Consider the following 24907-nt stretch of genomic DNA (forward strand, 5'->3'; position numbering starts at 1 on the left):
GTCCGAGGTTCGCCTGCTCGGCGTCTACAACAGCACGGTGCTCTCGCTCTCCGACATCAACCTCGGTTGATCCGGCGACAAAGCATCGCGGTAAAAGGGAAGGGCGCCCGAAAGGGCGCCCTTTTCCTTTTGAGGATGATGGGGGAATCGGTTCTTCGCCCCAGCCATGCCGGGCCTGTCGGGCCCGTTGGACAAAAGAAAAGGCGGCAACCGGGGAGACCGGTTGCCGCCTTTTTGCTTTACAGCTCCTCCCGCCGTCGCAAGGGGAGGGCGGGGGACGGGATCAGTGGGCGGGTTGGGCCGACAGCCGGTCCACCAGGCGCAGGATGCCTTGAGCCAGCCGGATTATGGCGGGCGAGCCGATGAACAGCTCGCGCAGGGCGTCACCTTCGCCGAAACGCAGGACGAAACCGTTCGGGTTGAACACCACGGCGACCTTCGCGGTCTCCGACAGGACATGCTGGGTCCGCCCCTGGAACACCGCGTCCAGGATCGACCGTGCCAGCTCGCGCGCGTCTTCCTCCGGCAGGGTGGCGATCTCCGGTCCCAGCCTGCTTTCGTTGAACAGGAAGACACCCTCCATCCGGACTGCGCCGTCCTGTGCCGACCCTTCTTCGGTCAGGGCGATATGGGACAGGAACTTGCCGTCGGGAAACAGGACGGTGCGGTCGTCGACCTCGACATTGATGACCAGCCTGCTTTTGGCCGACATGGGGTGTGTTCTCCGGAAGAAACGGGGTCGAAAATCAGGATCAGTCGGCGGCGCGGCGCGCCATCTCGGCGTCGGCCAGCCCGATGACCACCTCGGCCATCCGGCGTTCGGCGCGCCAGCCCAGCAGGCGCTCCGCCTTGGCGGGGTTGCCGACGCTGAAGGCGATGTCGGAGGGGCGCAGCAGAGCGGCATTGCCGTGGACATGCCGGCGCCAGTCCAGCCCGAAATAGGAGAAGGCCTGTTCGACGAAGTCTTCCAACCGGTGTGCCTCGCCGGTGGCGATGACGAAGTCTTCCGGCTGGTCATGGGCCAGCATGCGGGCCATGGCATCGACATATTCCGGCGCCCAGCCCCAGTCGCGGGCAATCGACAGCGTTCCCAGTTCCAGGCTGTCGGTCTTGCCTTCGGCGATGTCGGCGGCGCCGCGGATGATTTTCTGGGTGACGTAGCGGACCGGGCGCAACGGCGATTCATGATTGAACAGGATGCCGGAGCAGGCGAACAGCCCGTAGGCCTCGCGATAGTTGGCGACCGCCCAGTAGGCCGCCGCCTTGCCCACGCCATAGGGGCTGCGGGGATGGAAGGGAGTCGATTCGTCGGCCGGCGTGCCGGTGTTGCCGAAGCATTCGCTGGACGACGCATTGTAGAAACGCGCGTCGAGCTTGAGGAAGCGGATCGCTTCCAGGATGTTGATGGTGCTGTTGATGGTGCTGTTCAGCGTCTCGACCGGCTGGTCGAAGGACAACCCGACCGAGGCCTGGCTGGCGAGGTTGTAGATCTCGGCCGGGCGGACCCGGGCGATCACCTCGACCACGCTGCGGAAGTCGGTCAGCACGGCGGAATGAAGGATGACCCGGCCGAAGATGCCGAGCCGCCGCAGGTTGGCGAAGCTCGCCATCTCCCGGTCGCGCGAAGTGCCGTGGACCGTATAGCCCTTGTCCAGCAGAAGCTGGGCGAGATAGGCGCCGTCCTGACCCGAAACGCCGAAGACCAGCGCGGTCTTCGGTTCGCTCCGGGTCGTCGTTCCGATGATCATGAACAGCGCCCTATCGGTCGCGGTGCAGCGGTCGCGGAAGCGGGATCAATGGTGATCGTCGCCGTTGGCTGCCAGCCGCATGTCCGATTCGACCATGTCCCGCACCAGATCGCGGAAGGCGGTGGTGTGGGTCCAGCCCAGCTTCGCGCGCGCCTTGCTGGGGTCGCCCAGCAGCAGGTCGACCTCGGTCGGGCGGAAATAGCGCGGGTCGATGCGGACCACCACCTTGCCGGTCTTCTGGCAGATGCCTTCCTCGTCCACGCCCTCGCCGCGCCACTCGATCCCGCGGCCGATATGGCCGAAGGCCAGCTCGACGAACTCGCGCACCGAATGGGTCTCGCCGGTGGCCAGCACGTAGTCGTCGGCCTCGTCCTGCTGCAGGATGCGCCACATGCCCTCGACATAGTCGCGCGCATGGCCCCAGTCGCGCTTGGCGTCCAGGTTGCCCAGATACAGGCAATCCTGCCGGCCATGCTCGATCGCCGCCACCGCACGGGTGATCTTGCGGGTGACGAAGGTCTCGCCGCGGGTCGGGCCCTCGTGATTGAACAGGATGCCGTTGCTGGCATGCATGCCGTAGGCTTCGCGGTAGTTCACCGTGATCCAGTAGGCGTACAGCTTGGCGGCGGCATAGGGGCTGCGCGGGTAGAAGGGCGTGGTTTCGCGCTGCGGCGTCTCCTGCACCTTGCCGTACAGCTCCGATGTGGAGGCCTGATAGAAGCGCGCGGTCTTCTCCAGGCCCAGGATGCGGATGGCTTCCAAGAGGCGCAGCGTGCCGATGCCGTCGGCGTTGGCGGTGTATTCCGGCGTCTCGAAGCTCACATGGACGTGGCTCTGGGCGGCCAGATTGTAGATCTCGGTCGGTTGGATCTGCTGGACCAGACGGATCAGGTTGGTGCTGTCGGTCAGGTCGCCGTAATGCATGAAGAAGCTGACATCCTCTTCATGCGGGTCGCGGTAGAGATGCTCCACCCGCCCCGTGTTGAACGACGACGACCGGCGCTTGACGCCGTGGACGACATAGCCCTTCCCCAGCAGAAGCTCGGCAAGATACGCGCCATCCTGGCCGGTGGCGCCGGTGATGAGGGCAACTTTGCGCAAAGGACCGACCCTTGATCTGTACGGGGGTTGATGATCGGGCACTATCGTCAAGTCATCCAACGAAGGCAAGGCCCTTGGTTTTTCGCCTTTTGAGGGTTCCAAGGACAATATCGAGACCGATCGAAGATGTGCGTGACATGGCACGAACGCTGTTGATGCGCTCAACCTGGGGCGATAGGGTGCGCCCCGAACAGGCTGGGCCTTTCCCGCGGCGGTTCCATGGGAATGTTCCATGGGGATGTTCCCGGGTGGAGCGGTCGGGTTGAAACGGCTTCCCGGCCGCATCGTCCAGGCCGCATCGCCCCGGCCTCATCGCGTGGATCACCATGGCAACCGTCGCCGAAGCATTGCAGATCGCTGTTGGACTCCAGCGCTCCGACCGTCTGGGCGAAGCGCGCGCTCTGTATCTTCGGATACTGGAGGTCGATCCGCGCAACGCCACCGCCTTGCATCTGCTGGGGCTGATCGAACGGCGGGAGGGACGCCGGGACAAGGCGCTGGAGTTGATCCGCAGCGCGCTGGAGGTCGCGCCGCAGATGGCCGACGCCTGCTGCAATCTCGCCTCCACCCTGTCCGAACTGGGCCGGATCGACGAGGCGGCGGCGGCGCAGCGCCGGGCTCTGGCGATCGACCCGGCATTGGAACCGGCGCATCATGGCCTTGCCACCCTGCTGTGCGGACGCGGCGGTCCGCGCGACTGGGCGGTGTCGGCTGCGTCCTTCCGCCGCGCCCTGCGCCTTACCCCCCAGCGCCCCAACCTCTACCACGACCTGGGCATCGCGCTGCGCCAGGGCGGGGCGTCCGATGCCGGCGCCCTGGCTCTTGCCGTGGACAGCCAACGCAACGCGCTCGCCCTGCAGCCGGACTTCGCCGCCGCCCACATGAATCTCGGCAACCTGCTGGTCGAACTCGGCCGGCTGGACGAGGCGCTGGTCTGCTTCCGCCGCTCGCTCACGATCGAGCCGGAGCAGGGCGGCGCCCTCTACAACCATGGCAATGCCCAGCATGCCGCCGGCCTGGCCGATGCGGCGGTCGACAGCTATGTCCGTGCGGCGCGCGCCGGCGTCAACCTGTCGCTGACCCGGCTGGCCGACGTGCTGACCGGCCTGGGCCGCGAGGCCGAGGCGGAGCAGGTGCTGCGGCTGGCGCTGACCAGGCCGGGCAGCGACGTGGCCGGCGCCATCGACATGCTGTCGGCGCTGCTGGTCCGCCAGGGACGTTACGAGGAATCGCGGCGCTTCTTCGCCGACTACCGCTATCCCCACATCGCCGATCCCAACGCCTTCCGCATCGAATGCCTGACCGCCATCGCCGAAAGCTGGCTGGCCGCCGGCGAGGTCGACCGTGCGGTGGAGGTTCTGGCCGGCGTCCATGGCCACGGCAGCCGCTTCTTCACCGTGAAGTCGATCGCCGGGCTGCAACAGGTCCTGGCCCGGCAGGGAAAGCGGCTGGAGCGGCCTGCCAACCCCGATCCTTCCGCGCCGCGCATCTGCTCCTCCACGCTGGCCACCCACGGGCGCTTCGCCCACAACGTGCTGGAATATGTGCTGCTGCGGCTCTACGCCGAGAAGTTCGGCTACCGGCTGGAGACGCCGGACTGGGTCGGCGGCTATTACTTCGACCTCGACGATCCCAAGCCCAGCGGCGGGCTGAAGCCGATGCATTTCGCCCGGCGCATCCTGAACGATCTGGTGACCGGGCGGCGCGACGATCCGCGTCCGGACGTCGACATCCTCTCGCCGCTGTTCCTGTTCGAGCATCGCGAGGAGTGGCGCGAGCGGGTGCGGTCCTGGCTGCGGCCGCGGCCGGAATGGCTGCCCCATGTCGATCCGGTGATGCAGGCGCTGAAGGCCCGCGGCAACACGGTGGTGGCGCTGCACATCCGCCGCGGCGACTTCGTCTGGTTCCGCTACACCATCACCGAGACCGCCTGGTACGTCGACTGGCTGAAGGCGCTGTGGCCGACGCTGGACCGGCCGGTGCTCTACATCGCCACCGACGATCCGGCGACCATCGCCGACTTCGCGGAGTTCGCCCCGGTCTCGCTGGACGATTTGGCGAGGGACGGGGCGGTGCAGCCGTGGAAGGGGCTGGAGTTCCTGCAGGACTTCCACGTGCTGATGAACGCCGACGTGCTGGGCGTCAGCGCCCAGAGCGGCTACAGCCAGTTGGCGGCGTTGCTGAACCGCAACGCCCGCCTGTTCGTCGAGCCGGATGCGGCGGCGCGGCGGATCAGGCCCTATTCCCCCTGGACGAGTTCGTCCGGCACCCCTTAAAGACCACCATCATCACGACCAAAGGACGCCCTCAGCGGGCGGGAGGGCAGCCCCATGGATCTCGCGACCAAGGAATTCTACGACGACTTCTGGCCCCGTTTCGTGCCGATCTACGACGAGACCAAGAAGTACATGCTGGAGACGCTGACCGAGCGGCAGATCGGCCGGGCGCTCGACGCCGGCTGCGGCCACGGCATCTGCTCGGTCATCCTGTCGGAGATGGCGGAGCAGGTGGTGTCGGTCGACGTGTCGTCGGACAGCCTCGCCACCGCGCGCCAGCAGGCCCAGCGCTTCGGCCGAGACAACATCGAGTTCCATCACCAGGACCTGCAGGAGCTGGACACGAACCTCGGGCCGTTCGATCTGGTCTGGTGCTGGGGCGTGGCGATGATGGCGCCCGACCCGATGAAAGTGATGCGCAACCTGATGGCCGTCACCAAGCCGGGCGGCACCGTCTATCTCGGCCTCTACCTGAAGACCTGGCTGTCGCCGGTGCATGAGGGCGTGCGCCATTTCTGCCGCGCCTACATGGACACGCCGGCCCGGCGCAAGCTGGTCGGCGGCTTCTTCACCGGGCTGACCAAGGTCGCCTGCGTCCTCAAGGGGCAGGAGATCAACCGCCGCGCCGACAACGTGTCGATCCAGGCCCAGGTCGAGGACTGGTACTATCCGCCCTACAAGACCTTCTATTCGATCGAGGAGATCATTGCGCTGTTCGAGCGCAACGGCTTCAAGGCGGAGTGCATCCAGGACCGGCTGGGCCGGATGAAGAGCGCCACCATCTTCGTGATCCGGGCGACGAAGAATGCCTGAGGCGGCGGCGGGCCGGCAGGACGGGACGGCTCCCCCCGATTGGGAGGAGTTGGGCCGGCTGCTGTCCCGCGGCTACATCGACAGCGGCTTCATCGGCGGCGTCACCCGCGTGCCGGTGAAGGACGTCGTGCGCGACATGCTGTCGGAGGCGCGCGCCGACGAGCAGGTGGCGGAGCTGCGGCGCACCGCCGCGGCCGCCGGCGTCGATGCCGACAAGGCCCGCATCCTGGAGGTCGGGTCCGGCTGCGGCATGACCGTGGTGCGCGGACGCACCGCCCATGGGCTGGACATCCACGGCATCGAGCCCAGCATGGGCGAATACAGCTCCACGCTCGACGTCTGCCGCCGGCTGATCGACCATTACGGCCTGCCGGCCGACGCGGTGCAGGACGCCACCGGCGAGGCGATCCCCTTCGCGGATGCCAGCTTCGACATCGTCTATTCCTCCAACGTGCTGGAGCATGTCGGCGACCCGGCGGCGGTGTTGGACGAGGCGCTGCGCGTGCTGAAGCCGGGCGGGCTGCTGCTGATCGTCGTGCCGAACTACGGCTCCTGGTGGGAGGGGCATTACGGCATCCTGTGGCTGCCGCGGATGCCGGCCGGGATGGCGAAGCTCTATGTCCGGCTGTTCGGGCGCGACCCGTCCTATGTCGACACCCTCAACCTGATCGACCGCCCCTGGTTCGACCGCTGGCTCGGCCGCCATCCCGGCCGGCTGGAGGTGCTGGACTGGGGCTGGGGCGTGTTCGAGCAGCGCTTGCGCACTCTGGGCTTCGGCGACTGGGCGGCGTTGTCGGTCGCCAAGCGCATCGTCACCTTCGTCCACCGCTCCGGCCTGCTGGAGCCGGCGATCTGGCTCGCCCGGCGCCTGCACTGGGAAACCCCGATCATCTTCGCGGCGCGCAAGCGCTGAACGGGGCCGCCCGCCGGCTGCTCTCATCACCCCGCCGGCAGCAGGTCGGGGGCCAGCCCGGCGGCCTTCGCCTCGGCGGCGCGGGCGAGGTCGCGGGCGATGCGGGCCATCGAACCGGACCAGTCCCATTGGCGGTCCTGGCGGTAGATGCGCAGAGACGGGTACCAGATGCTCTTCTCGGCGTCGTTCATCCAGCGCCAGTCCATCCGGTAGGGCGCCGGCAGCCAGCTCGGGACGCCCAGCGCGCCGGCGACATGCAGGACGGAACTGTCGATGGCAATCACCAGATCCAGCGTCTTCATCACCGCTGCGGTGTCGAGGAAGGCGTCCGGCCCGGCGTCGAAATCCGGACCCAGCCGGTGAAGCAGCGCCTCGTCGGCGTCGGCCAAGCGCTTGGCGGCGTTGTCCTGCTTGTGCAGGTCCACCAGGGTGACGCCGGGGATGGCGGCCAGGGGGCGCACGAACTCGAAGGGGACGGAGCGCTTGGGGTCGGCGTCGCGGGTGGCGTCGCCGTTGCTCCAGCACAGCCCGACGCGCAGGCCGCCCAGCCCGGCCAGCCGGTCCGTCCACAGCCGCACCCGCTCGGGATCGGCCGACAGATAGGGGCGGTTCGGCACGGCGTCGGCGGTCGACCCCAGCAGATGGGGCAGGCTGAGGAACATCGACCGCGCCCGGATGGCGGGCATGCGCTCCGGGTTGAAGCGGATGTTGCCGGGGTTGGGCACGGTCGACAGCAGGCGCTGCAGCCGCGGCGGGCAGACCACCACCACCTCGCCGCAGATGCGGGCGACCTGCGGCACGAAGCGGACGAAATGGATCATGTCGCCCCAGCCGCCTTCGGCTGCCAGGGCCACCGTGTCGTCGGGCAGCGGCCGTCCGTCCCAGATCGGGATCGGGCTGCCGTCGGCCTGGAACCAGACATTGTTCTTGCGCGCTTCGAAATCGGCCATGCCGCCGACGAAATCGCCGAGCCGCAACCGGTTGATGCCGGCGATGTGGCGGGCGTCGGTCATGGTCGGCTGCACGCGCAGCGCCCGGCGGCAGGCCGCCAGGGACTCCGTCGCGTGGGCCATCTCCTCCTGCACCAGCGCGATCTGCAGATGGGCCACCGGGTTGCCGGGCCCCAGCATGACCGAGGCCCGGGCGTTGCGCAGCGACTCCTCGAACTCCGCCCCCTGCGAGGCGGGATCGAGCAGCAGCGCCTCGCTGAGGGCGATGCGGGTTTCCAGATGGTCCGGGCGCAGCATCGCGGCCCGGCGCAGCGGTCCGGCGGCCTCCTGCCGCCGCTCCTGCCGCAGCAGCGTGCCGCCCAGCTGGTACAGGGTCTCGGCGTCGTCGGGAAGTTCGGCCGCCAGCTGCCGAAGCAGGACCAGGGAGCCTGCATGGTCGCCGATCCCCTGCAATGTGCGGCACAGGTTCTGCCGGACCGCGGTGAAGCCGGGGGCCAGCCGCAGGGACCGGCGCATCAGCGCCACCGCCTCGCCGGTCCGAGCGAACCGCTTCTCCACCAGCCCCAGCAGTTGCAGCCCGTCATACTGGGCGGGATCGACGGCGAGCGCCTTGCGGTAGAGTTGCCGGGCTTCGTCCAGCCGGTCGGTCTGGTGGGCCTGGACGGCGGGGATGAGAAAGGGCTGCGGCTGGATCATGGACTGGCTCGCGAAGGGCAGGGCGCCTTTATGGCCGCTGGACGGCGCCGATTGCAATTCCGGAAGCCGTCCCAGGCAAGCGGGCCGCCGCCGGTTGACCCGAAAAAACATGCCGTGCTATGGCCGCGAACCGGAAGACCGTGCCGCCCGCCCGACTTCCGCCCGCCCGACTTCCGTTCGTCCGCCTTCCGGCCCTTTTCCCCGCAAAGCCAATGGATAGCCGCTTCATGGGTCAAGACATCGCGCGCGCCATAGAGCATTACCGGGCCGGTCGCCGCGACGACGCCCTGGCCCTGGCCGAACAGGTTCTGCGCGAGGGTCCCGGCGACAGCGGGGCGCTCAACCTTGCCGGCGTCATCCTGTACGAGCTGGGCCGGCTGGACGAGGCGGAGGAGCGGCTGTCGCGTCTGGTGGCGCTCGACCCCTTCTTCTTCCAGGCGCGCGTCAATCTGGCGGTGGTGCTCCAGGCGAAGGGTGCCCGGATGGACGCCGTCGCCCAGTTCCGCATGGTCGCGGCGCTGCTGCCGGACCAGCTGGAGGTGCAGGACCGGCTGGGCAGCCTGCTGCATGGTTTGGGCGATCATGACGGGGCGTTGCGCCATCTGCGCCGCGCCGTCCGGCTCGCCCCCGACGACCCCAACCGCCGGGTGCTGCTGGCGGTGTCGTTGATGTCGAACGGCGCTCATGCCGAGGCCGCCGCGATCCTGTCCGATGTGCTGGCGCAGCAGCCCGGCCATGCCGACGCCCGTGGCCATCTGGCCGCGGCCCGGCTGTCGTCCGGCCGGCCGGATCTGGCGGAGGCGGTGCTGGCGGAAGGCGGTGCCGTGACCGGCGAGGCGGCGAACACCCTGGCCCGCGCCCGGCTCTACCGCCGGATCGCCGAAGAGGCCGGCCGGCCGCAGCTTCCCCACGGGCTGCTGGTGCGCGCGCCCTTCTCGGTTCTGTCGGGCTACGGCGACTTCGCCCAGCATTTCGTGCGCAGCCTGATGGAACGCGGACAGACGCTGCGGCTGGCCGGGCTGATGGGCGAGGAGAGCTGGCGCCCTTCCTTCGCCGACCCGATCCTGCAGGCGGCGGCGCGGCGTCTGGATGCGCCGCTGCGGCCCCGTCTGGCGCTCAGCGTGCTGACCCCGCCGCTGGTCGAGCCGATTCCCGGCGTGCCGACCGTCAATTACACCATGTTCGAAGGGCCGCGGATTCCGCCCGTCTTCGCCGCCTGCAGCCGGGCGCATGATCTGGTGATCGTGCCGACCGAATCCTCCCGGCTGGCCTGGGTCGCCTCCGGTCACCCGGAGGACCGCATCCGCGTCTGTCCGCCCGGCATCGCCCCCAACCCGGCGGACGCCGGAGCGCGGCCGCTGCCCATCATGGGGCCGCGCGGCCGGGGGGTGATGGACTATCGGGTCCGTGTGCTCAACATCTCCGACTTCGTCGCGCGCAAGAACCTGGACGGGCTTCTGCGGGTCTGGCTGCGCGCCACCCGCGCCGACGACGACGCGATCCTGATCCTGAAGGTGGGCAAGGGCGGCTCGTCCCTGATCGGCGAGGTCCGCCGGCTGCTGGAGCAGGGCATGCACGCCACCGGCCGCCGGATGGAGGAGGCGGCCCCCATCGCGCTGCTCACCGACCGCTACAACGAGCAGGGCATCGCCTGCCTCTACGCCATGGCGACCCATTATTTCAGCCTGTCGCACGGCGAGGGCTGGGACCTGCCGATCACCCGGGCGGGCTGCCTGGGCGCCGGCCTGATCGCACCCAGGCACAGCGCCTATACCGCTTATCTGAACGACGAGGTCGCCCACCTGATCCCCTGCACCACCGGTCCGGCGCTGATGCCCTACAGCAGCGCCTACTACCCGGCTTTCCACGGGCTGGACTGGTGGCACCCGGACGAGGATGCGGCGGCGGAGATCCTGTCCCGTGTCGTCCGCAACCCCGAGGGCGAGCGCCGGGACGCCGCCCGCCACCTTACGGAAACCTTCACCTGGGATGCCGCCGCGTCCCGGCTGCTGGATGTCCTGGATGGGGTGGGAGGCTAATACCAGCGGTCATTGATCATGACCGCTGGTATCCGCGCCGACTGGCGCGGCGGCGGCACATGCCGCCGAAGCTTTTGATCCTGACAGGTCAGGATCAAAAGCCGTTTGTATAATTGTCCTCCAGCGCGAAGCGGCGGCCGTGCAGGGTCAGATGAGGGCGGATGCCCTCGTGCCGGACGCTGCGCAGCGCCCGGATGCGGCGCTCCATCTCCTCGCTCCCGATGTCCGGCGGCAGGGCGCGCAACGCATCCAGCGCCTTGCGCGTGCAGCGCCTGCTCTGGTCCCAGGCCAGACCTGTACGGGGCAGCGGCGTGCCGGTCAGCGCCAGCTGCGGCGCCAGCATCACGAACAGCTGGATCAGTGCCGTATAGGTCCGGTCGATCAGCCAGTCCGCATCCGGCAGTTCCGGCAGCGGGAAGGACAAAGCGCCGACGATGGGTCCGGCGTCCACCCGTTCCGTCATCTCGTGCGCGGTGACGCCATACTGCGCCGCCCCGTCATACAGCGCGAAGGCGAAGGGATGCCGGCCCGGATAGCCGGGCGGGCCGGGGTGGAAGTTGTAGGAGGGACCCGGAATCCGCTGCAGCAGGGCCGCCGGCACGATGCTGTTGGTCCGGAAGGCGACGATGCGGTCGACTCCTCCGGTTTCGGCCACCGCCCGCTCCAGCCCTGCCGCGTCGGCCGCCGTGACCACCACCAGATCCCGGTTGGCGGTGGCGAGGATGGCGCCGAGGTGGCGGGCATCTTCCTGCGGGCACAGCAGGGCCAGGGTGGCGGGCATGCGGCGGGGCTCTTCGTCGGATGCCTTACCGGGCGGCGGCGTCCTGGGTGGCATCGACGAACGCCTCGGCGAAGGCACGCCAGGTGCGCTCGGTGCGGATGAAGGCCTTGGCGCGGGCGGCACGGGCCTTGGCGGCGGCGCGGTCGGTATAGAGGCGCTCCAGCGCTTCCACCAGTTCGTCGACCGAGGATTCGCCCCAGCCGAAGCGGCTGCCGTCGCGGTCGGCGACCGGAACCTGCCGGTCCAGCGTCAGGCACAGGTCATCGCCCTGGGTCGGGCTCTTCAGCAGGTCGCGGTGGCCGGTGTTGTTGGACAGCACCACCGGAACGCCGCAGGCCATCGCCTCCATGGCGACGAGGTTGGTCGCCCCCTCGCAGCGGTTGGGGAAGACGGCGGCATGGCAGTCGGCCAGGATCCCCGCGATCTGGTGGCGGCCAAGGAAGCCCAGGTCGACGAAGCCCTCCTCGTCGGCGCCGTTCTCCAGCGCCCAGGTCTTCACGTCGACCATGTTGTTGGGCAGGACCCGCGGGGGCTTCGGCGCCAGGGGCGATTCCGCCATGGTCATGCCGACCTCCGGCCAGGCGTTCTGCCAGGCGGTGACGAGCAGCGCGTCGGGATGGCGCTGACGGAAGGCGCGGAAGGCGGCCAGCACGATGTCCTGACCCTTGCGGAACTCCAGCTTGCCGCCGGAGAAAATGACGAAGCGGTCGCCGAACCGGCCGCTCGGCTCCGTCTCCACCATCTCGGTCGGGTCGATGCCCTGGAAGGCGAGGCCGACATTGTCGAAGCCCCAGATCTCCAGAAGCTGCCTGTTGTAGGTCGAATGCACGACGATGCGGTCGTACTGGCGGGCGCGGGCCATCACCTCGGGCGTGAAGCGGGTTTCCTCATAGGCGATGACGCCGATGTTGCGCCGGCCGCGGAAGCGCCCCGACGGGCCGCCGGCGGTGAAGCCGTTGCCCAGCGCGTGCAGGACGTCGAACTCCTTCAGCAGCAGCATGTGGCCCTTGGCATTGTCGGCCATGGCGGCGACCTGCTGGTAGGGACCCTCCAACGATTGCAGCTTGGCGCGGTTCTCCGGACGCAGGGTCCCCATCAAAGGCTTTTCAAGCAGCAGCGGCGGCCGGCCCATGTCGGCGAGGTAGAGGGCGGTGTGGACACCCACCAGTCCCCAGCCGTGGACCTCCGTGAGCTGCCAGGTGAAAGCCAAGTTCGGAATCATGATGGGAAACCCTGTTCTGGCCGCCCGCATCGGCGGTCCCTGTCGGCAAGCGCCGGGACGGCTGCCGGGCGGACGATCCCGTGCCGGGCCGGCGCTTGTCAAGTCGAGGACTGCGAGGCTCCGCGTGCCACCCAGTCGCGCCACATCGCGCGGTAGGCTGTCTCGACCCCCCGGGCGAAGCCCTTGTAGTCGGTCAGCGGGGCGGCGTTCAGCCGGTCGCGCATGGTCCGGCGCAGCCCGCTCAAGCGCTCCGGGTCCCCGGCGAGCGCCACCGCGGTGGCGATGTAGCCCGCCTCGTCGGATGCCACCAGCTCGCTCAACCCGCAATGGGTCAGCAGGCTGGCGCCGACGCGGGCGACATGGCTGGCACCCGTCACCGTCACCACCGGCACGCCCATCCACAGCGCCTCGCAGGTGGTGGTGGTGCCGTTGTAGGGGAAGGGATCAAGGCCGATGTCGATGCGGTCGTAGGCGCGCAGATGCCCATCGGCGGCGTCGATGCGGGCCAGCAGCTCGACGCGGCCGGCATCGATCCCGAACTGGACGAAGGTGTTCAGGTAGCGCCGGCGCGTTTCCTCGTCGCCCATCTGGGCGCTCTTGACGATCAGGCGGGAGTTCGGGACCCGCTTCAGGATCTCCGACCAGACCCGCACCACATCCCCCGTCACCTTGGAGGTGTTGTTGAAGGACCCGAAGGTGACATGGCCGTTGGCGAGCAGAGGCGGTTCGGCCGGCGGGGCGACGTCCACCGGCGGGCGGTAACTGTGGAAGCCGTGCGGCAGCCGGACGATGCGCTCGGCGCTCAGCCGGTCGGCCTCGCCCGGCGGTTCGGCGACGGCGTCGCTGAAGCGCCAGTCGATGGCGCGCATGCCGGTGGTGTCGGGATAGCCCAGCCACGTCGCCTGGACCGGCGCCGGCTTGCGGGCGAACAGGGTCAGCCGGTTGTTGGCGGTGTGGCCGGTCAGATCGACCAGGATGTCGATGCCGTCCTGCTCGATCAGCGCGGCGGCGCGGGCGTCGTCCACCCCGACCAGCGACCGCCAGCCCTCGGCCAGCCCCTTCAGCCGTTCGGTGACCACATCCGACCTTGCGGCGGCATGGTAGCAGAACACCTCGAACTGCTTGCGGTCATGCTCGCGGATCAGCGGCTCGGCGAAGAAGGCGACGGAATGGGCGCAGAAATCGGGCGAGACGTAGCCGACGCGCAGGCGGCGTTCGGGATCGCGCGGGTTGGCGTGGCGCTTGCCGGCGGGCAGCAGCGGATCGGCATGGCGCTGCGCCCACGCCACATGCGCCTTGAAGATGGTCTGGGGTGGGACGGCCGGGGTGTAGTGCAGGGCCAGCAGCAGGTTGGAATGCATCAGGGCGTGGGTGGGGTGCGCCTCCAGCCCTTTTTGGAAGACGCCGATCGCCTCCTCGATGCGCCCCATCTCCTTCAGCGTCTCGCCCAGATTGTTCCAGGCCTCGGCCGACTTCGGATCGGCCTTCAGCGCGGCGACGAAGCACTCCACGGCCCGGGCCAGTTCGACCGCTCCCTTGTGCAGATCGCCCAGGTTGCACAGCGCGGCCGCCATGTCCGGCTTCAGGCGCAGCGCCTCGCCATAGGCGGCGCGTGCGCCCTCGCGGTCGCCGCGGTTGCGCAGGATGTTGGCGAGGTTGAAATGGGCCTCGGCATAGTCGGGCTTCAGCCGGATGGCGGTGCGCAGCGCCTCTTCCGCCTCCGCAGACCGGCCCATGTCCAGCAGCAGGCAGCCGTGGTTGCTGTGGACGAACGGATCGGCGGCGTTGCGGGCGAGCGCCCGGCGGTAGCAGCCCAGCGCCTCCTCCCAGTCGCCGCGGGCGCGCAGGATGATGGCGAGGTTGTTGTTGGCGTTGGGGTGGCCCGGATCGGCGGCCAGCACGGCGCGGTATCCGGCCTCCGCCTCGGCGGTCCGGCCTTCCCGGTGCAGGGTCAGCGCACGGGCGAAGCCGGCGTCCGCTGCCGCTGCGGCCGGCGCCGCATGTCGCAGGGAGGGGGCCGGAGAGGCCGGGTGTCTGGCCTTGGCCTGCTTGCGTGAAGGCTTTTTCATCGGGCTGACCGCCTGGCGTTAGATCTCTGTCGGCAAAGAACCGTCCTTGCTGGTCGATAGCAATGACCATGCGATATCCGCAAGCGGCATCTCATCCCTGGACGGATGTGCCGCAATGGACACATCGGACGGAGACATATGATGGATGGCGGATGCCCCCTGGGACAGATGGCTTGCTGCTGTTGGGCCTCTTCTGCTATTCCAGCGGAATCGCGTGGTTATGCATCGTCCGCAAGTGGCGGACGCACGCGCTTCGTCGCGCCCCGGGGCCAAGGAGCGCATGGTCGATCGAGACCGGGTGATCGAACGGTATGAAGACCTTGCTTTCGCGGCGTGTTTCACATTTTTCACGGCGGTTCCCATGACCCTTGCTGCGGAAGTCCCCTGCGCTCACACCGGGCTGCATTCCCTGGCCGCCGTCGCGCGCCAGCGTGGTCTCGACGTTTCAGCCGAGCGGCTTCAGCACAGCAACGTCATCGGGAACGAGGAACTGGACACCGCCCGCCTCCTGCGCGTTGCTAAGTCGATCGGCCTGAAGGCCGAAGCGACGACGCTGGACTGGGAGGATCTGGGCAAGCTCCACGACGCCTTCCCTGCCATCCTGCGCCTGCGCAACGGCAATTCGATGGTGGTGCTCGGCTTCGGCAAGCAGGGCGACACCGACGTCGCCATCCTGCAGGATCCGCTGGCCGGGCAGGAGGTCATCCTGCCGGTCGACCGCATCCGGTTGAGCCAGGCCTGGGCCGGCGAGATCGTGCTGCTGAAGCGGGATTACGGCCTGGCCGACACCGAGCAGCCCTTCGGCCTGAAGTGGTTCCTGGTGGAGATCCTGCGCCATCGCCGCATCTTCCGCGACATCGGCATCGCGGCGATCCTGATGAGCCTGTTCGCGCTTGCCGTGCCGATCTTCTTCCAGCTGGTGGTCGACCGTGTGCTGGTCCACCGCAGCTTGGGCACGCTCAGCGTGCTGATGATCGGCATGGTCGGCGTCATCCTGTTCGAGACCGCCTTCTCCTACCTGCGCCAGTACCTGATGCTCTACGCGACGAAGAAGATCGACGCGAAGATGAACGTTCAGGTTTTCAACAAGCTCGTCGGCCTGCCGATGCATTATTTCGAGCGGGTGTCGTCGGGCGAGATCGTCAAGAACGTCCAGCAGGCGGAGCGCATCCGCAACTTCCTGACCGGCCAGCTCTTCATGACGCTGATCGACATGGTCTCGCTGGTGATCTTCCTGCCGATCATGTTCATGTACAGCGTGCCGCTGACCTTCCTGGTCCTGGTCTTCGCCGTGCTGATGGCGATCAACATCGGCATCATGATCCCGCTGATCAAAGGCCGGTTGAAGGACCTCTATCAGGCGGAAATCCGCCAGCAGTCCTTCCTGATCGAAAACATCCATGGCATGCGGACCGTGAAGTCGCTGGCGCTCGATGCCCGCCAGAAGCAGGAGTGGGACCACCGCGTCGCCCGCGCCGCCGAACAGCGCTTCGACGTCGGCCGCATCATGATCATCGGCCAGACGGTCGCCATGCCGCTCAACCAGCTGATGATGGCCTGCCTGCTGGGCCTGGGCACCTATCTGGCGCTGAACGGCGATCTGATGATGGGCGCGCTGATCGCCTTCTACCTCCTGGCCGGCCGCGTCACCCAGCCGCTGCTGCAGATGGCGCAGCTGGTGCAGCAGTTCCAGGAAGTGTCGATCTCGGTCCAGATGCTGGGCTCGATCATGAACCATCCGCCGGAGGAAGGGCGCACCGGCCGCGGCCTGCGGACACCGCTGCGCGGCACGGTGGAGTTCCAGGACGTGCGCTTCCGCTATGCCGCCTCGGCCCCGCCGGCGCTCGACGGCGTCTCCTTCACCGCGGCCGAAGGCATCATCCTCGGTGTCATGGGCCGCAGCGGTTCGGGCAAGACCACGGTGACCCGGCTGCTGCAGGGTCTGCACCGGGCGCAGGAAGGGCTGATCCGCATCGACGGCCACGACCTGCGCGAATACGATCTCGACCACCTGCGCGCTTCGATCGGCGTGGTGCTGCAGGACAATTTCCTGTTCACCGGCACCATCCGCGAGAACGTCTCTGCCGCGAAGCCGGGAGCGACGACCGAAGAGATCCTGAAGGTCATCCATCTGGCCGGCGCCGACGAGTTCGTGGAGCGGCTGCCCAAGGGCCTGGACACGATGCTGGAGGAAGGCTCGTCCAACCTGTCCGGCGGTCAGCGCCAGCGTCTGGCCATCGCCCGCGCCCTGCTGACCAATCCGAAGATCCTGATCATGGACGAGGCGACCTCGGCGCTCGACGCCGAGAGCGAGGCGATCGTCCAGGCGAACCTGATGAACATCGCGCGCGGCCGTACCGTGATCATCATCTCGCACCGCCTGTCGTCGCTGGTGCCGTCCGATACCATCCTGGTGATGGACCGCGGCAAGGTGGTCGACAGCGGCAAGCACGATGAACTGCTGGAGCGTTGCGACATCTACCAGCATCTCTGGCACCAGCAGAACCGGCACATCTAGGAGCGCGCGCCCTTGTCCGCACAGAAGCCGACCGCACAGAAGCTCGCGAAAATTGAGACGGCACGCGTTCCCGCCAACGATGCGGTGCCGCGGGGACCGGCCCAGCCGCTCGACAAGCGGGCGAAGGCGCGGGGGAAGGCGGCCATCGGTGCCTTCCAGAAGGATACCGAGGCGATCCAGAACGCCCCCGATCCCTTTCTGGCGCGCATCACCCTGCATCTGCTGGCACTGTTCTTCATCGGCCTGATCGTTTGGATGACGCTGTCCTACCTGGACAAGATCGTCGTCGCCCAGGGCAAGATCATCTCGGTCGAATCCAACGTGATGGTCCAACCGCTGGAAATGGCGGTGATCAAGAAGGTGCTGGTGCGTCCGGGCGACGTCGTCCGCAAGGGCGAGGTCTTGGCGACACTGGACCCGACCTTCACCCAGGCCGACGTCCAGCAATTGGAATCCCGTCTTGCCAACGCCGACGCGGAGATCGCCCGGCTGGAGGCCGAGCATGACGGCAAGCCCTTCGTGCCGACTGCGGATCGCTATGGCTATGGCACGCTGCAGCAGTCGCTGTTGCGCGAGCGGCAGGCGCAGTACCAGTCCCAGATGCTGAATTACGAAGAGAAGCTCGCGCGTCTGCAGTCCAACGTCACCAAGTACGAGATGGACCGCGTCCACCTGAACGAGCGGCTGAAGGTGGTGCGCGAGATCGAGAACATGCGCTCCTCGCTGCTGGCCACCCAGGTCGGCAGCAAGCTGAACCTGCTCCAGGCCACCAGCGACCGCATCGACATCGAACGCAACCTGGTCCTGAACCAGAACGAGCTGCAGGGCAACCGCCACGACCTGCAGGCCCTGCTGGCCGAGCGCGACGTCTTCATCCAGCAATGGAACGGCAAGATCATCGAGGAGCTGACCACCCAGCGCAACGAGCGTGAGGCGCTGCGCGAGCAGCTGATCAAGGCGCGCAAGCGCCAGTCGCTAGTCCAACTCGACTCGCCGGTCGACGCCATCGTGCTGGAGGTCTCGCCCAAGGCCGCCGCCGGTTCCGTCGCCAAGGAAGCCGAGCCGCTCTTCACCCTGGTGCCGGTCGGTTCCGCGCTGGAGGTCGAGGCCAACATCGATGCGCGCGACCTCGCCTTCGTTCAGGTCGGCGACAAGGTGCGCGTCAAGCTGGAGGCCTATCCCTACATGCAGCACGGCGCGCTTGACGGAGAGGTGGAGACGATCAGCGAGGACTCCTTCTCCAACAAGGACAACGCGAACGGCGCACTCTTCTATCGGGCGCGCATCAAGCTGCTGACGACCACGCTGGACAATGTGCCGTCCAACTTCCGCCTGATCCCCGGCATGCCGCTGTCGGCCGACATCAAGGTCGGCGAGCGCCGCATCATCACCTATTTCCTGCGTCCCATCCTGCGTGGGGTCGACGAAAGCCTGCGGGAGCCTTGATCTTGTTCGGCAATCTGCTGAAGCGAAGCAAATCCACCACCTCCCGCAAGCCGGACTTCCAGCGCGGCCTCGCCGCCTTCGAGGCGGAGGACTATGCCGCCGCCGTCGCGGACTGGATGCCGCTGGCCGAACGCGGCCATGCCGAGGCGCAATACCGCATGGGCCAGCTCTACGCCCGCGGCCAGGGGGTGGTGCGCGATTTCGGCGACGCGGCCCACTGGTTCCGCAAGGCAGCCGAGCAGGGCCATGTCGAAGCCCAGTTCTCGCTTGGTCTGTGCTATGCGAACGGCGAAGGAGCGCCGCAGGACAGCGCCTTGCCGGTGCGCTGGTACAAGACCGTGGCCAAAACCAACCCGGCGGCGGCCGAGGCCAATCTGGCCCTGCTCTATCCCAATGGGCTGGGCATCGGTCCGGACATCTCCCAGGCGCTGCACTGGTACCGGCTGGCCGCCGAGGCCGGACATGCCGAAGCGCAGCATCACATGGGCCTGCTCAATGCCTTCGGGCAGGGGGTGCCGCAGGACCATGCTGCCGCCGCCTCCTGGTACAGGATGTCGGCCGAGCAGGGCTATGCCGTCGCCCAGCATGCCCTCGCCTCCCTCTACGCCAACGGCCAGGGGGTGGAGCGCGACATGATCCAAGCGGTCGCCTGGTACGGGCGGGCCGCCGAGCAGGGCTTCGTCAATTCCCAGCTGGCGCTCGCGATCATCTACGAGCATGGCTCCGGTGTGCAGGCCGATCCGGCCCGTGCCGCGGAGTTCTACCGTCAGGCCGCCGAACAGGGGCATCCGGTGGCCCAGGTCAATCTGGGCCTGCTTTACGCCCGTGGACACGGGGTGCCGCAGGACTACCGCGAAACCCTGAAATGGTGCCGGCTGTCGGCGGAGCAGGGGAACGTCAATGCCCAGTTCAACCTGGGCCTGATCCATTCCAACGGGCTGGTCGGCGCGCCCGACCATGCCGAAGCCGCGGTCTGGTACCGCAAGGCGGCGATGCAGGGCAATGTCGGCGCTCAGGTCAATCTCGGCCTGATGCTTGTCCATGGCTGGGGCGGCCGGCCCGAACTGGTCGAAGGCGTGGACTGGCTGCGCAAGGCCGCGGCCCAGGGCCACACCGGCGCCATGACCAATCTGGGCGCCCTTTACGCCAACCGTGACGGCAAGGCCTACAACCCGATCCAGGGCTATGTCTGGTACATCATGGCTGCCGCCACCACCCAACCCGGCCCCGACCGCGACGCGCTGGAGGCCAAAGCCCATGAATTGGGAGGCGTCTTGACCAGCGAGGACCGCCATAAGGCTCAGGTCATCATGGAAGACTGGAAGAAGAACCCCAAGCTGATGGCGACGGGCTGATCGACAGGACCGGTCGGGGCAGGGCGGTTTCGGCCCCCGTCCAGCTTTGCTTCAACCGGTGCTGGAGGCGCGGTCTTCCGGCGACCGGTCAAGATCCGTCGCCGGACAAAGTCGATCAGGGCGACGGTTGTTCCCGGGGTTGCCCGGCTTCAGCCGACGGTTCGGCAGACGTCACGATGCAGGGGTGGGAATGGTCGATGCCAAGCCATTGACGCCCCTCGACAACCAGATCGAAGATTACGCTCCAGTCGCCCGGAGAATCGGGCAGAACCACCCGCGCTTCGACCGTGCAGGATTCCCCTTGGGCAAGGCGGTTCGGCAAAGGCGAACGCGGGCCATCGAAGAGGACGATCCTCCCGTCGCTGTCGGCGAGGTGATAGGAGAGCAGAAGGGGCGGGGAACTGACGCTGGACAGCGGCCCCGGTCCCGTATTCTGAGAGAATACCGAAGTATTGGCGTTTTAACGCTAAGTAGGGTTGTTTTTCAAAAAGAAAATGATCTCTTAGATTTTGGTGCCGGCGGCCTCAGTCCAGACCTCCTCGACGAAGACGCCGAGGCCGCGGCTGTCCGCGCTTCCTGCGATCGTCTTGTCGGGGTGCCAGAGGCGATCGACCCGGATCTCCAGCGTGCATTCGCCGGTCAGGCCGGCGGGGATGGTGCAGCGTTGCGTCCTGCCGCCTGCCTGCCGGAAGGCGAAGGATGCGACCGGAATGTCCTGGAGAAGGATGGAAACCTTGATGCCGCGGATCGGCGTCGCCAGCCTTACGCACAGCCGGCGGCTGCCTGGATTGACCACGATCCTCATCCCGGCCCGGCGTGCCGCCGTCCAGCGGCCGTTTCCTTCGGCCCGGTGCCATTCGTTCCGGTTCAGCAGGCCGTCGGTCTGCGGTGAACCCAGTTCATAGGACGGAGCCGGAAAGCTGGAGCAGTACCCGCCCTTCACGAATTCGGCGCCGGGGAGTTCCGGCAGATGGGCGGTGTGGATCGGGAATCCGTCCAGCGGTGCGATCTGGAAGATCATGCCCACGTCCGGTAATCGGATGTTCCCGACCAGGGTCCAGTCTGCATTGAAGATCCGGACCGTTGCCGACTGGTCCTTTCTCGCCTGCCTGGGTGCGAAGGTGGAGATGCCGACATAGAAGCGCCCGTCGTGGAAGGCGAAGCCGCGCGGGTAATGGCCGGTAAAGACTTTCGCTGTCCTGTTCGCCAGGACCGTCCCGTCGAACGAACTCAGGCAATGGAGGTCCCCGTCCCGGATCAGCAGGTCGTGGGTGTGTACGCCCATGTCCGTCGCCTGAAGAAGGTCGAGGCCGGGATAATGGTATTCCAGCAGACTGGAGGGGCCGCGATTGTGGGCGACCAGCAGGAGACGGCCATCGAACGGTTGCAGCGTGTTGAAATGATGGACGTCCCGGTGCCGGTCCTCGGGGTTGGGGGCGGGATACCAGCGGTCCCACGTTCCGGTCCGCAGGTCGTGGACCGCGACCATGTTGTCGTAGGAGCAGACCACCCACAGCTTCCCGTCGAACAGGGTCGCCGCATGCATGTCGCGCAGGGGAAAATCAGGCGCCAGATTGGCGATCACCGCCATCCGGTCGTTCAAGACCAGCATGCTGCCCCGTTCGCCGGCCCTGGACACCTCGTCATAGGGACCGGAGGCGGAATTCCGGGCGCCGACATACAGGACCCCTGCCTTCGTATCGGCGCAAAGACCGTAGTAGATGCCTGCCCGGCTGTTGGCAATGCGCACCGTAAAGGTTTCAGTATCGAGGACGAGAAGATGCTTCGACGTGGTGATTGCAAGGTTCATGCGACACTCCCCCAGTGCATCTTCTCTGTCAGCCATGTCATGAACCAAGGGCTTAACCCAATTCGTTTCGTGCATCGCCGATGGTGAGGTGATGTATAGATCGGAGGATCCATATCCACAATGGTAGTTGGGGATCGACACCTACTGGACCGGCGGCGTGCCCAATGCTAGGAAGCGGCGGTAATGAATCAGAAGCGAGAACCGGTGTGAGCGACGAGTCCCTCCTGTTCCCCTTGCGTGGCAAGCGCGTCTGGGTGGCTGGCCACCGCGGCATGGCCGGGTCTGCGATCGTGCGTCGTTTGAACCGCGAGGGATGCGACATTCTCACCGTCGGCCGCGACCAGGTGGACATGCGCCGGCAGGCGGAGGTGGAGGCCTGGATGGCCGAGGCACGTCCCGACGCCGTCTTCATGGCCGCGGCGACGGTGGGCGGCATCCATGCCAATTCCACCCGCCCGGCCGAATTTCTCTACGACAACCTGGCGATCGAAACGAACATCATCCACGGCGCCTACAAATCCGGCGTGAAGAAGCTGGTCTTTCTCGGTTCCTCCTGCATCTATCCGCGGCTCGCCGAGCAGCCGATGCGCGAGGAGGCGCTGCTGACCGGGCCGCTGGAGCCGACCAACGAATGGTACGCGGTTGCCAAGATCGCCGGCATCAAGCTGTGCCAGGCCTATCGCCGCCAATATGGCTGCGACTTCATCGCGGCGATGCCGACCAACCTCTATGGTCCCGGCGACAACTTCGACCTCCAGCAGGGCCATGTCGCGGCGGCGCTGATCGCCAAGATCCATCGTGCCAAGGAGACCGGTGCCGACACGGTGGAACTGTGGGGCAGCGGCAAGCCGCTGCGCGAGTTCCTGTTCGTGGACGATCTTGCCGACGCCCTGGTCTTCCTCGCCGAACGTTACTCCGGCGAGGAACACGTCAATGTCGGGACCGGCGCGGAGATCAGCATCCGTGGGCTGGCCGAGCTGATCGCTGAGGTCGTCGGCTGGAGCGGCCATTTGCAGTTCGACCCCGGCAAGCCGGACGGTTCCCCCCGCAAGCTGATGGACAACAGCCGCATCGCCACCATGGGCTGGACGGCGCCCACCAGCCTGCGCGACGGCTTTGCCCAGGCTTATCGCTGGTATGCGGAGAACCTGAAGGCGGGCAGGCTGCGCGGCGCCGGACTCTGATCCGGCGCGCGGCCCCCAGGATCGGGCCTTTCCGGCGTCAGGCTGTCGCCGGGCTGTCCGCCCCGGACGCCGTCAGTTCCGCGAGACGCTCGGCCAGGGCGTCCCGCTCGGCCAATGCCGCGGCTTGCAGGGGGGACAGGATGTCGGTCAGCGGAAAGCCGGCCGACCCTGCGACCGCGACCGGCTCCGCCGCGCCGATGAACTCGCCGATCATGGTGCCGTCATCGGCGGTGGTGATATAGCGGAACTGCGCATGCGCGCCGCAGAGCCGGCCCGTATGGTCCCAGCGGACCAGGAATTCATAGGGTTGCCTGGTGGTCTGCATCTTCATGCTCCTTCTCGGGGAATAAGGGGGCGGTATGTGAGGGATCAGGACGCGATGGCCCCGTCGGGCCACCGCCAGTTCGTTCCGTCGCTGACCGCCAGCCGTTTGCCGCCGGCCCCGTCGGACACATAGATCAAGCCGCGCGCCGCAGCGCTCGGCAGGGTGGCGACCGTGTAGCTGGGCAGCATGGGGATGGCGCCGAAGGACAGCCGGCCGGCGGTGGTGGCGATCACCGGGTCACCACCGCTGCTGCCCGCGACGGTGACGGCGCGGTTCGACCCCGCCGCCGGCAGCACCCGCAGGCTTTCCGTACCCGGCGCGCCGCCGAACGTGAGGGTGCCGTCCGCCCCGACCCTGGCCCGTTCGGTGGCGAAGGAGGTGCCGCCCTGGGCGGTGGCGATGCGGACCTCCTGGCTGCAGTAGGTGCCGTTGTGGGTGTTGTGGACGAAGACGCCCGACGCCCCGCCGCCGTCCGCAACCACCAGCCCGATCGACGAGACGTTGCCGGCCAGATGCGGCGTGGCCGGGACGATCCCCAGATAGCTGCTGCCGCCGGGCCGGAGCTGGAGCGTCCCGTCGGGGGCGATGCGCAGGCGTTCGATGCCCGCGGTGGCCAACGCCGCCGTATTGGCGGCCGGAAAGAACAGGCCGGTGTCGCCGTCACCCGCCGGGGAGACGGCCGGGGCCGCGGCGCTGCCGGCCGGCACGGTGACGGCACCCGTGAAGGCCGGGGTGCTGAGCGGCGCCTTGGCATCCAGCGCCGTCTGCAATCCGGCCACGTCGCTCACGGCATGCCCGTGTCCGGTGGCGGCCAGTCCCTGGCGGATGGCGGCGACCGTCGTGCGCAAGGTGGCGGTGCCGTCGTCGACGGGCAGGATTTCGCCGCCGGTCAGCGGATTGGCGGCGGGGAGTTGATGAATCGCGATGTCGGACATGGGTCACCTCCCGATGATGCGGTCGCCCGAGCGCGTGGTGAGCGCATCTCCGGAACGGGTGGCGAGTGTGGCGACGAAACGCCGCACCGCCGCGAGCAGACGGCCGACGCGGGCCAGCATCACTGCATCTCCGACAGGTACAGGATGCCGTCGCCGACGGCCCGGATCGCCGCCAGGGCTTCGCCCGGCACCACCCGGAAATATTCCGGCGCCCCGGCGGGCAGATAATGCCCGGCCGTACCGGCGGCCGGCGCTTTGCCCAGGGCGAGGAAGCAGGGGGCGGTGGCGACGGCCCGGATCACCGTGGTGGCGTCGTTGAAGGGGGCGGAGGCGTGCGACGCGGCGCCGATGGGCACCGTCTGCGCAATGCCCGGCCGCAGCGCCTGAATGCGTTGGCCGGTGTCGTCCGTGGGCAGGAGCGGCATACCGTTTCTCTCCTCGTCGTTCGGGGTTGGTTCAGCAGGGCGGAAGGCCCATGCGAAAAGCCCCGCCGTGGCGGCAGCCAGGCGGGGCAATCGGGACGGAATCTTGCGTGTTTATGGTTCGTTCTATCTTCGTGGGAAATGGACTGTCAAGCGCTGTCTAAAAAAGAGGAACATGGGGGATCGGTGAGAATGGATTACGACCCGTGAAGGAAGCACCCATGGACCATCGAGTTGCCAATATTTTTGAAGTCGTCATCGCTTTGGCCGGCGTTTGCCCTCACCACGCGAAAAGATGCGCATC

General features: G+C 67.6%; 19 protein-coding genes. 8 read left to right on the forward strand and 11 right to left on the reverse strand.

Annotated elements, in window-relative coordinates; translation table 11 throughout:
• Window positions 1–283: 283 nt before the first annotated feature.
• From FZ938_RS20385 to gmd, 3 genes are read right to left on the reverse strand one after another with little or no spacing between them, the layout of a single operon-like run.
• On the reverse strand, window positions 284–712 hold the full coding sequence (locus FZ938_RS20385) for a hypothetical protein (protein ID WP_149200278.1): 429 nt from the start codon (window positions 710–712) through the stop codon (window positions 284–286).
• 40 nt (window positions 713–752) lie between these two features.
• Entirely contained in the window at window positions 753–1748 is a 996-nt protein-coding gene (locus FZ938_RS20390; protein WP_149200279.1) for a GDP-mannose 4,6-dehydratase, read from the reverse strand.
• Between the two features lie 45 nt (window positions 1749–1793).
• Window positions 1794–2849, reverse strand: a complete 1056-nt coding sequence (gene gmd, locus FZ938_RS20395) for a GDP-mannose 4,6-dehydratase (RefSeq protein ID WP_149200280.1) — start codon at window positions 2847–2849, stop codon at window positions 1794–1796.
• A 326-nt stretch (window positions 2850–3175) separates the two neighbouring features.
• On the opposite strand from gmd, the gene FZ938_RS20400 reads away from it, so the two are divergent.
• From FZ938_RS20400 to FZ938_RS20410, 3 genes are read left to right on the forward strand one after another with little or no spacing between them, the layout of a single operon-like run.
• Window positions 3176–5125 (forward strand): tetratricopeptide repeat protein, encoded by a 1950-nt coding sequence (locus tag FZ938_RS20400; RefSeq protein ID WP_149200281.1) that lies wholly within the window; start codon window positions 3176–3178, stop codon window positions 5123–5125.
• 54 nt (window positions 5126–5179) lie between these two features.
• Window positions 5180–5938: a class I SAM-dependent methyltransferase gene (locus tag FZ938_RS20405; protein WP_149200282.1), complete on the forward strand. Its 759-nt coding sequence runs from the start codon at window positions 5180–5182 to the stop codon at window positions 5936–5938.
• The gene (locus FZ938_RS20410; RefSeq protein ID WP_149200283.1) at window positions 5931–6851 is read left to right on the forward strand and encodes a class I SAM-dependent methyltransferase; all 921 of its coding nucleotides are present in this window, start codon (window positions 5931–5933) and stop codon (window positions 6849–6851) included. Before FZ938_RS20405 ends, FZ938_RS20410 begins: the two co-directional genes overlap by 8 nt.
• Window positions 6852–6877: 26 nt before the next feature.
• Here FZ938_RS20410 and FZ938_RS20415 read toward each other — a convergent pair whose 3' ends face one another.
• Window positions 6878–8497, reverse strand: a complete 1620-nt coding sequence (locus tag FZ938_RS20415) for a tetratricopeptide repeat-containing glycosyltransferase family protein (protein ID WP_149200284.1) — start codon at window positions 8495–8497, stop codon at window positions 6878–6880.
• Between the two features lie 227 nt (window positions 8498–8724).
• Here FZ938_RS20415 and FZ938_RS20420 point away from each other — a divergent pair, with 227 nt between their 5' ends.
• A complete protein-coding gene (locus tag FZ938_RS20420; protein WP_246457188.1) occupies window positions 8725–10536 on the forward strand; it encodes a tetratricopeptide repeat protein in 1812 nt (603 codons plus the stop codon).
• A gap of 94 nt (window positions 10537–10630) precedes the next feature.
• Here the strand turns inward: FZ938_RS20420 and FZ938_RS20425 are convergent, their stop codons facing one another.
• The 3 genes from FZ938_RS20425 to FZ938_RS20435 form a co-directional block, all read right to left on the reverse strand.
• Window positions 10631–11317, reverse strand: a complete 687-nt coding sequence (locus FZ938_RS20425) for a formyltransferase family protein (RefSeq protein WP_149200286.1) — start codon at window positions 11315–11317, stop codon at window positions 10631–10633.
• A gap of 25 nt (window positions 11318–11342) precedes the next feature.
• Window positions 11343–12539, reverse strand: a complete 1197-nt coding sequence (locus tag FZ938_RS20430) for a glycosyltransferase family 4 protein (protein ID WP_149200287.1) — start codon at window positions 12537–12539, stop codon at window positions 11343–11345.
• A gap of 98 nt (window positions 12540–12637) precedes the next feature.
• A complete protein-coding gene (locus FZ938_RS20435; RefSeq protein ID WP_149200288.1) occupies window positions 12638–14608 on the reverse strand; it encodes an O-linked N-acetylglucosamine transferase, SPINDLY family protein in 1971 nt (656 codons plus the stop codon).
• 361 nt (window positions 14609–14969) lie between these two features.
• Here FZ938_RS20435 and FZ938_RS20440 point away from each other — a divergent pair, with 361 nt between their 5' ends.
• The 3 genes from FZ938_RS20440 to FZ938_RS20450 are packed head-to-tail and all read left to right on the forward strand — an operon-like array spanning window position 14970 to window position 19927.
• Window positions 14970–17126, forward strand: a complete 2157-nt coding sequence (locus FZ938_RS20440) for a peptidase domain-containing ABC transporter (RefSeq protein WP_149200289.1) — start codon at window positions 14970–14972, stop codon at window positions 17124–17126.
• A gap of 12 nt (window positions 17127–17138) precedes the next feature.
• A complete protein-coding gene (locus FZ938_RS20445; protein WP_149200290.1) occupies window positions 17139–18572 on the forward strand; it encodes an HlyD family type I secretion periplasmic adaptor subunit in 1434 nt (477 codons plus the stop codon).
• A gap of 2 nt (window positions 18573–18574) precedes the next feature.
• Entirely contained in the window at window positions 18575–19927 is a 1353-nt protein-coding gene (locus tag FZ938_RS20450) for an SEL1-like repeat protein (protein WP_149200291.1), read from the forward strand.
• Window positions 19928–20429: 502 nt separating this feature from the next.
• On the opposite strand, the gene FZ938_RS20455 is transcribed toward FZ938_RS20450, so the two are convergent.
• Entirely contained in the window at window positions 20430–21878 is a 1449-nt protein-coding gene (locus FZ938_RS20455) for a YncE family protein (RefSeq protein ID WP_149200292.1), read from the reverse strand.
• A 23-nt stretch (window positions 21879–21901) separates the two neighbouring features.
• Between FZ938_RS20455 and fcl the strand changes: the two genes are divergently transcribed.
• Window positions 21902–22921, forward strand: a complete 1020-nt coding sequence (gene fcl / locus FZ938_RS20460; protein ID WP_149200293.1) for a GDP-L-fucose synthase — start codon at window positions 21902–21904, stop codon at window positions 22919–22921.
• Between the two features lie 37 nt (window positions 22922–22958).
• Here fcl and FZ938_RS20465 read toward each other — a convergent pair whose 3' ends face one another.
• The 3 genes from FZ938_RS20465 to FZ938_RS20475 all read right to left on the reverse strand — a co-directional run bounded on the left by FZ938_RS20465 (window position 22959) and on the right by FZ938_RS20475 (window position 24606).
• Window positions 22959–23246, reverse strand: a complete 288-nt coding sequence (locus tag FZ938_RS20465; protein WP_149200294.1) for a hypothetical protein — start codon at window positions 23244–23246, stop codon at window positions 22959–22961.
• Window positions 23247–23290: 44 nt separating this feature from the next.
• Window positions 23291–24181: a hypothetical protein gene (locus FZ938_RS20470; protein WP_149200295.1), complete on the reverse strand. Its 891-nt coding sequence runs from the start codon at window positions 24179–24181 to the stop codon at window positions 23291–23293.
• A 119-nt stretch (window positions 24182–24300) separates the two neighbouring features.
• Window positions 24301–24606, reverse strand: coding sequence for a hypothetical protein (locus FZ938_RS20475; protein ID WP_149200296.1), 306 nt, complete (start codon window positions 24604–24606; stop codon window positions 24301–24303).
• Window positions 24607–24907: the final 301 nt, after the last annotated feature.

This window comes from Azospirillum oryzae (assembly GCF_008364795.1).
In the GTDB taxonomy this organism is placed as follows: Bacteria; Pseudomonadota; Alphaproteobacteria; order Azospirillales; family Azospirillaceae; genus Azospirillum; species Azospirillum oryzae.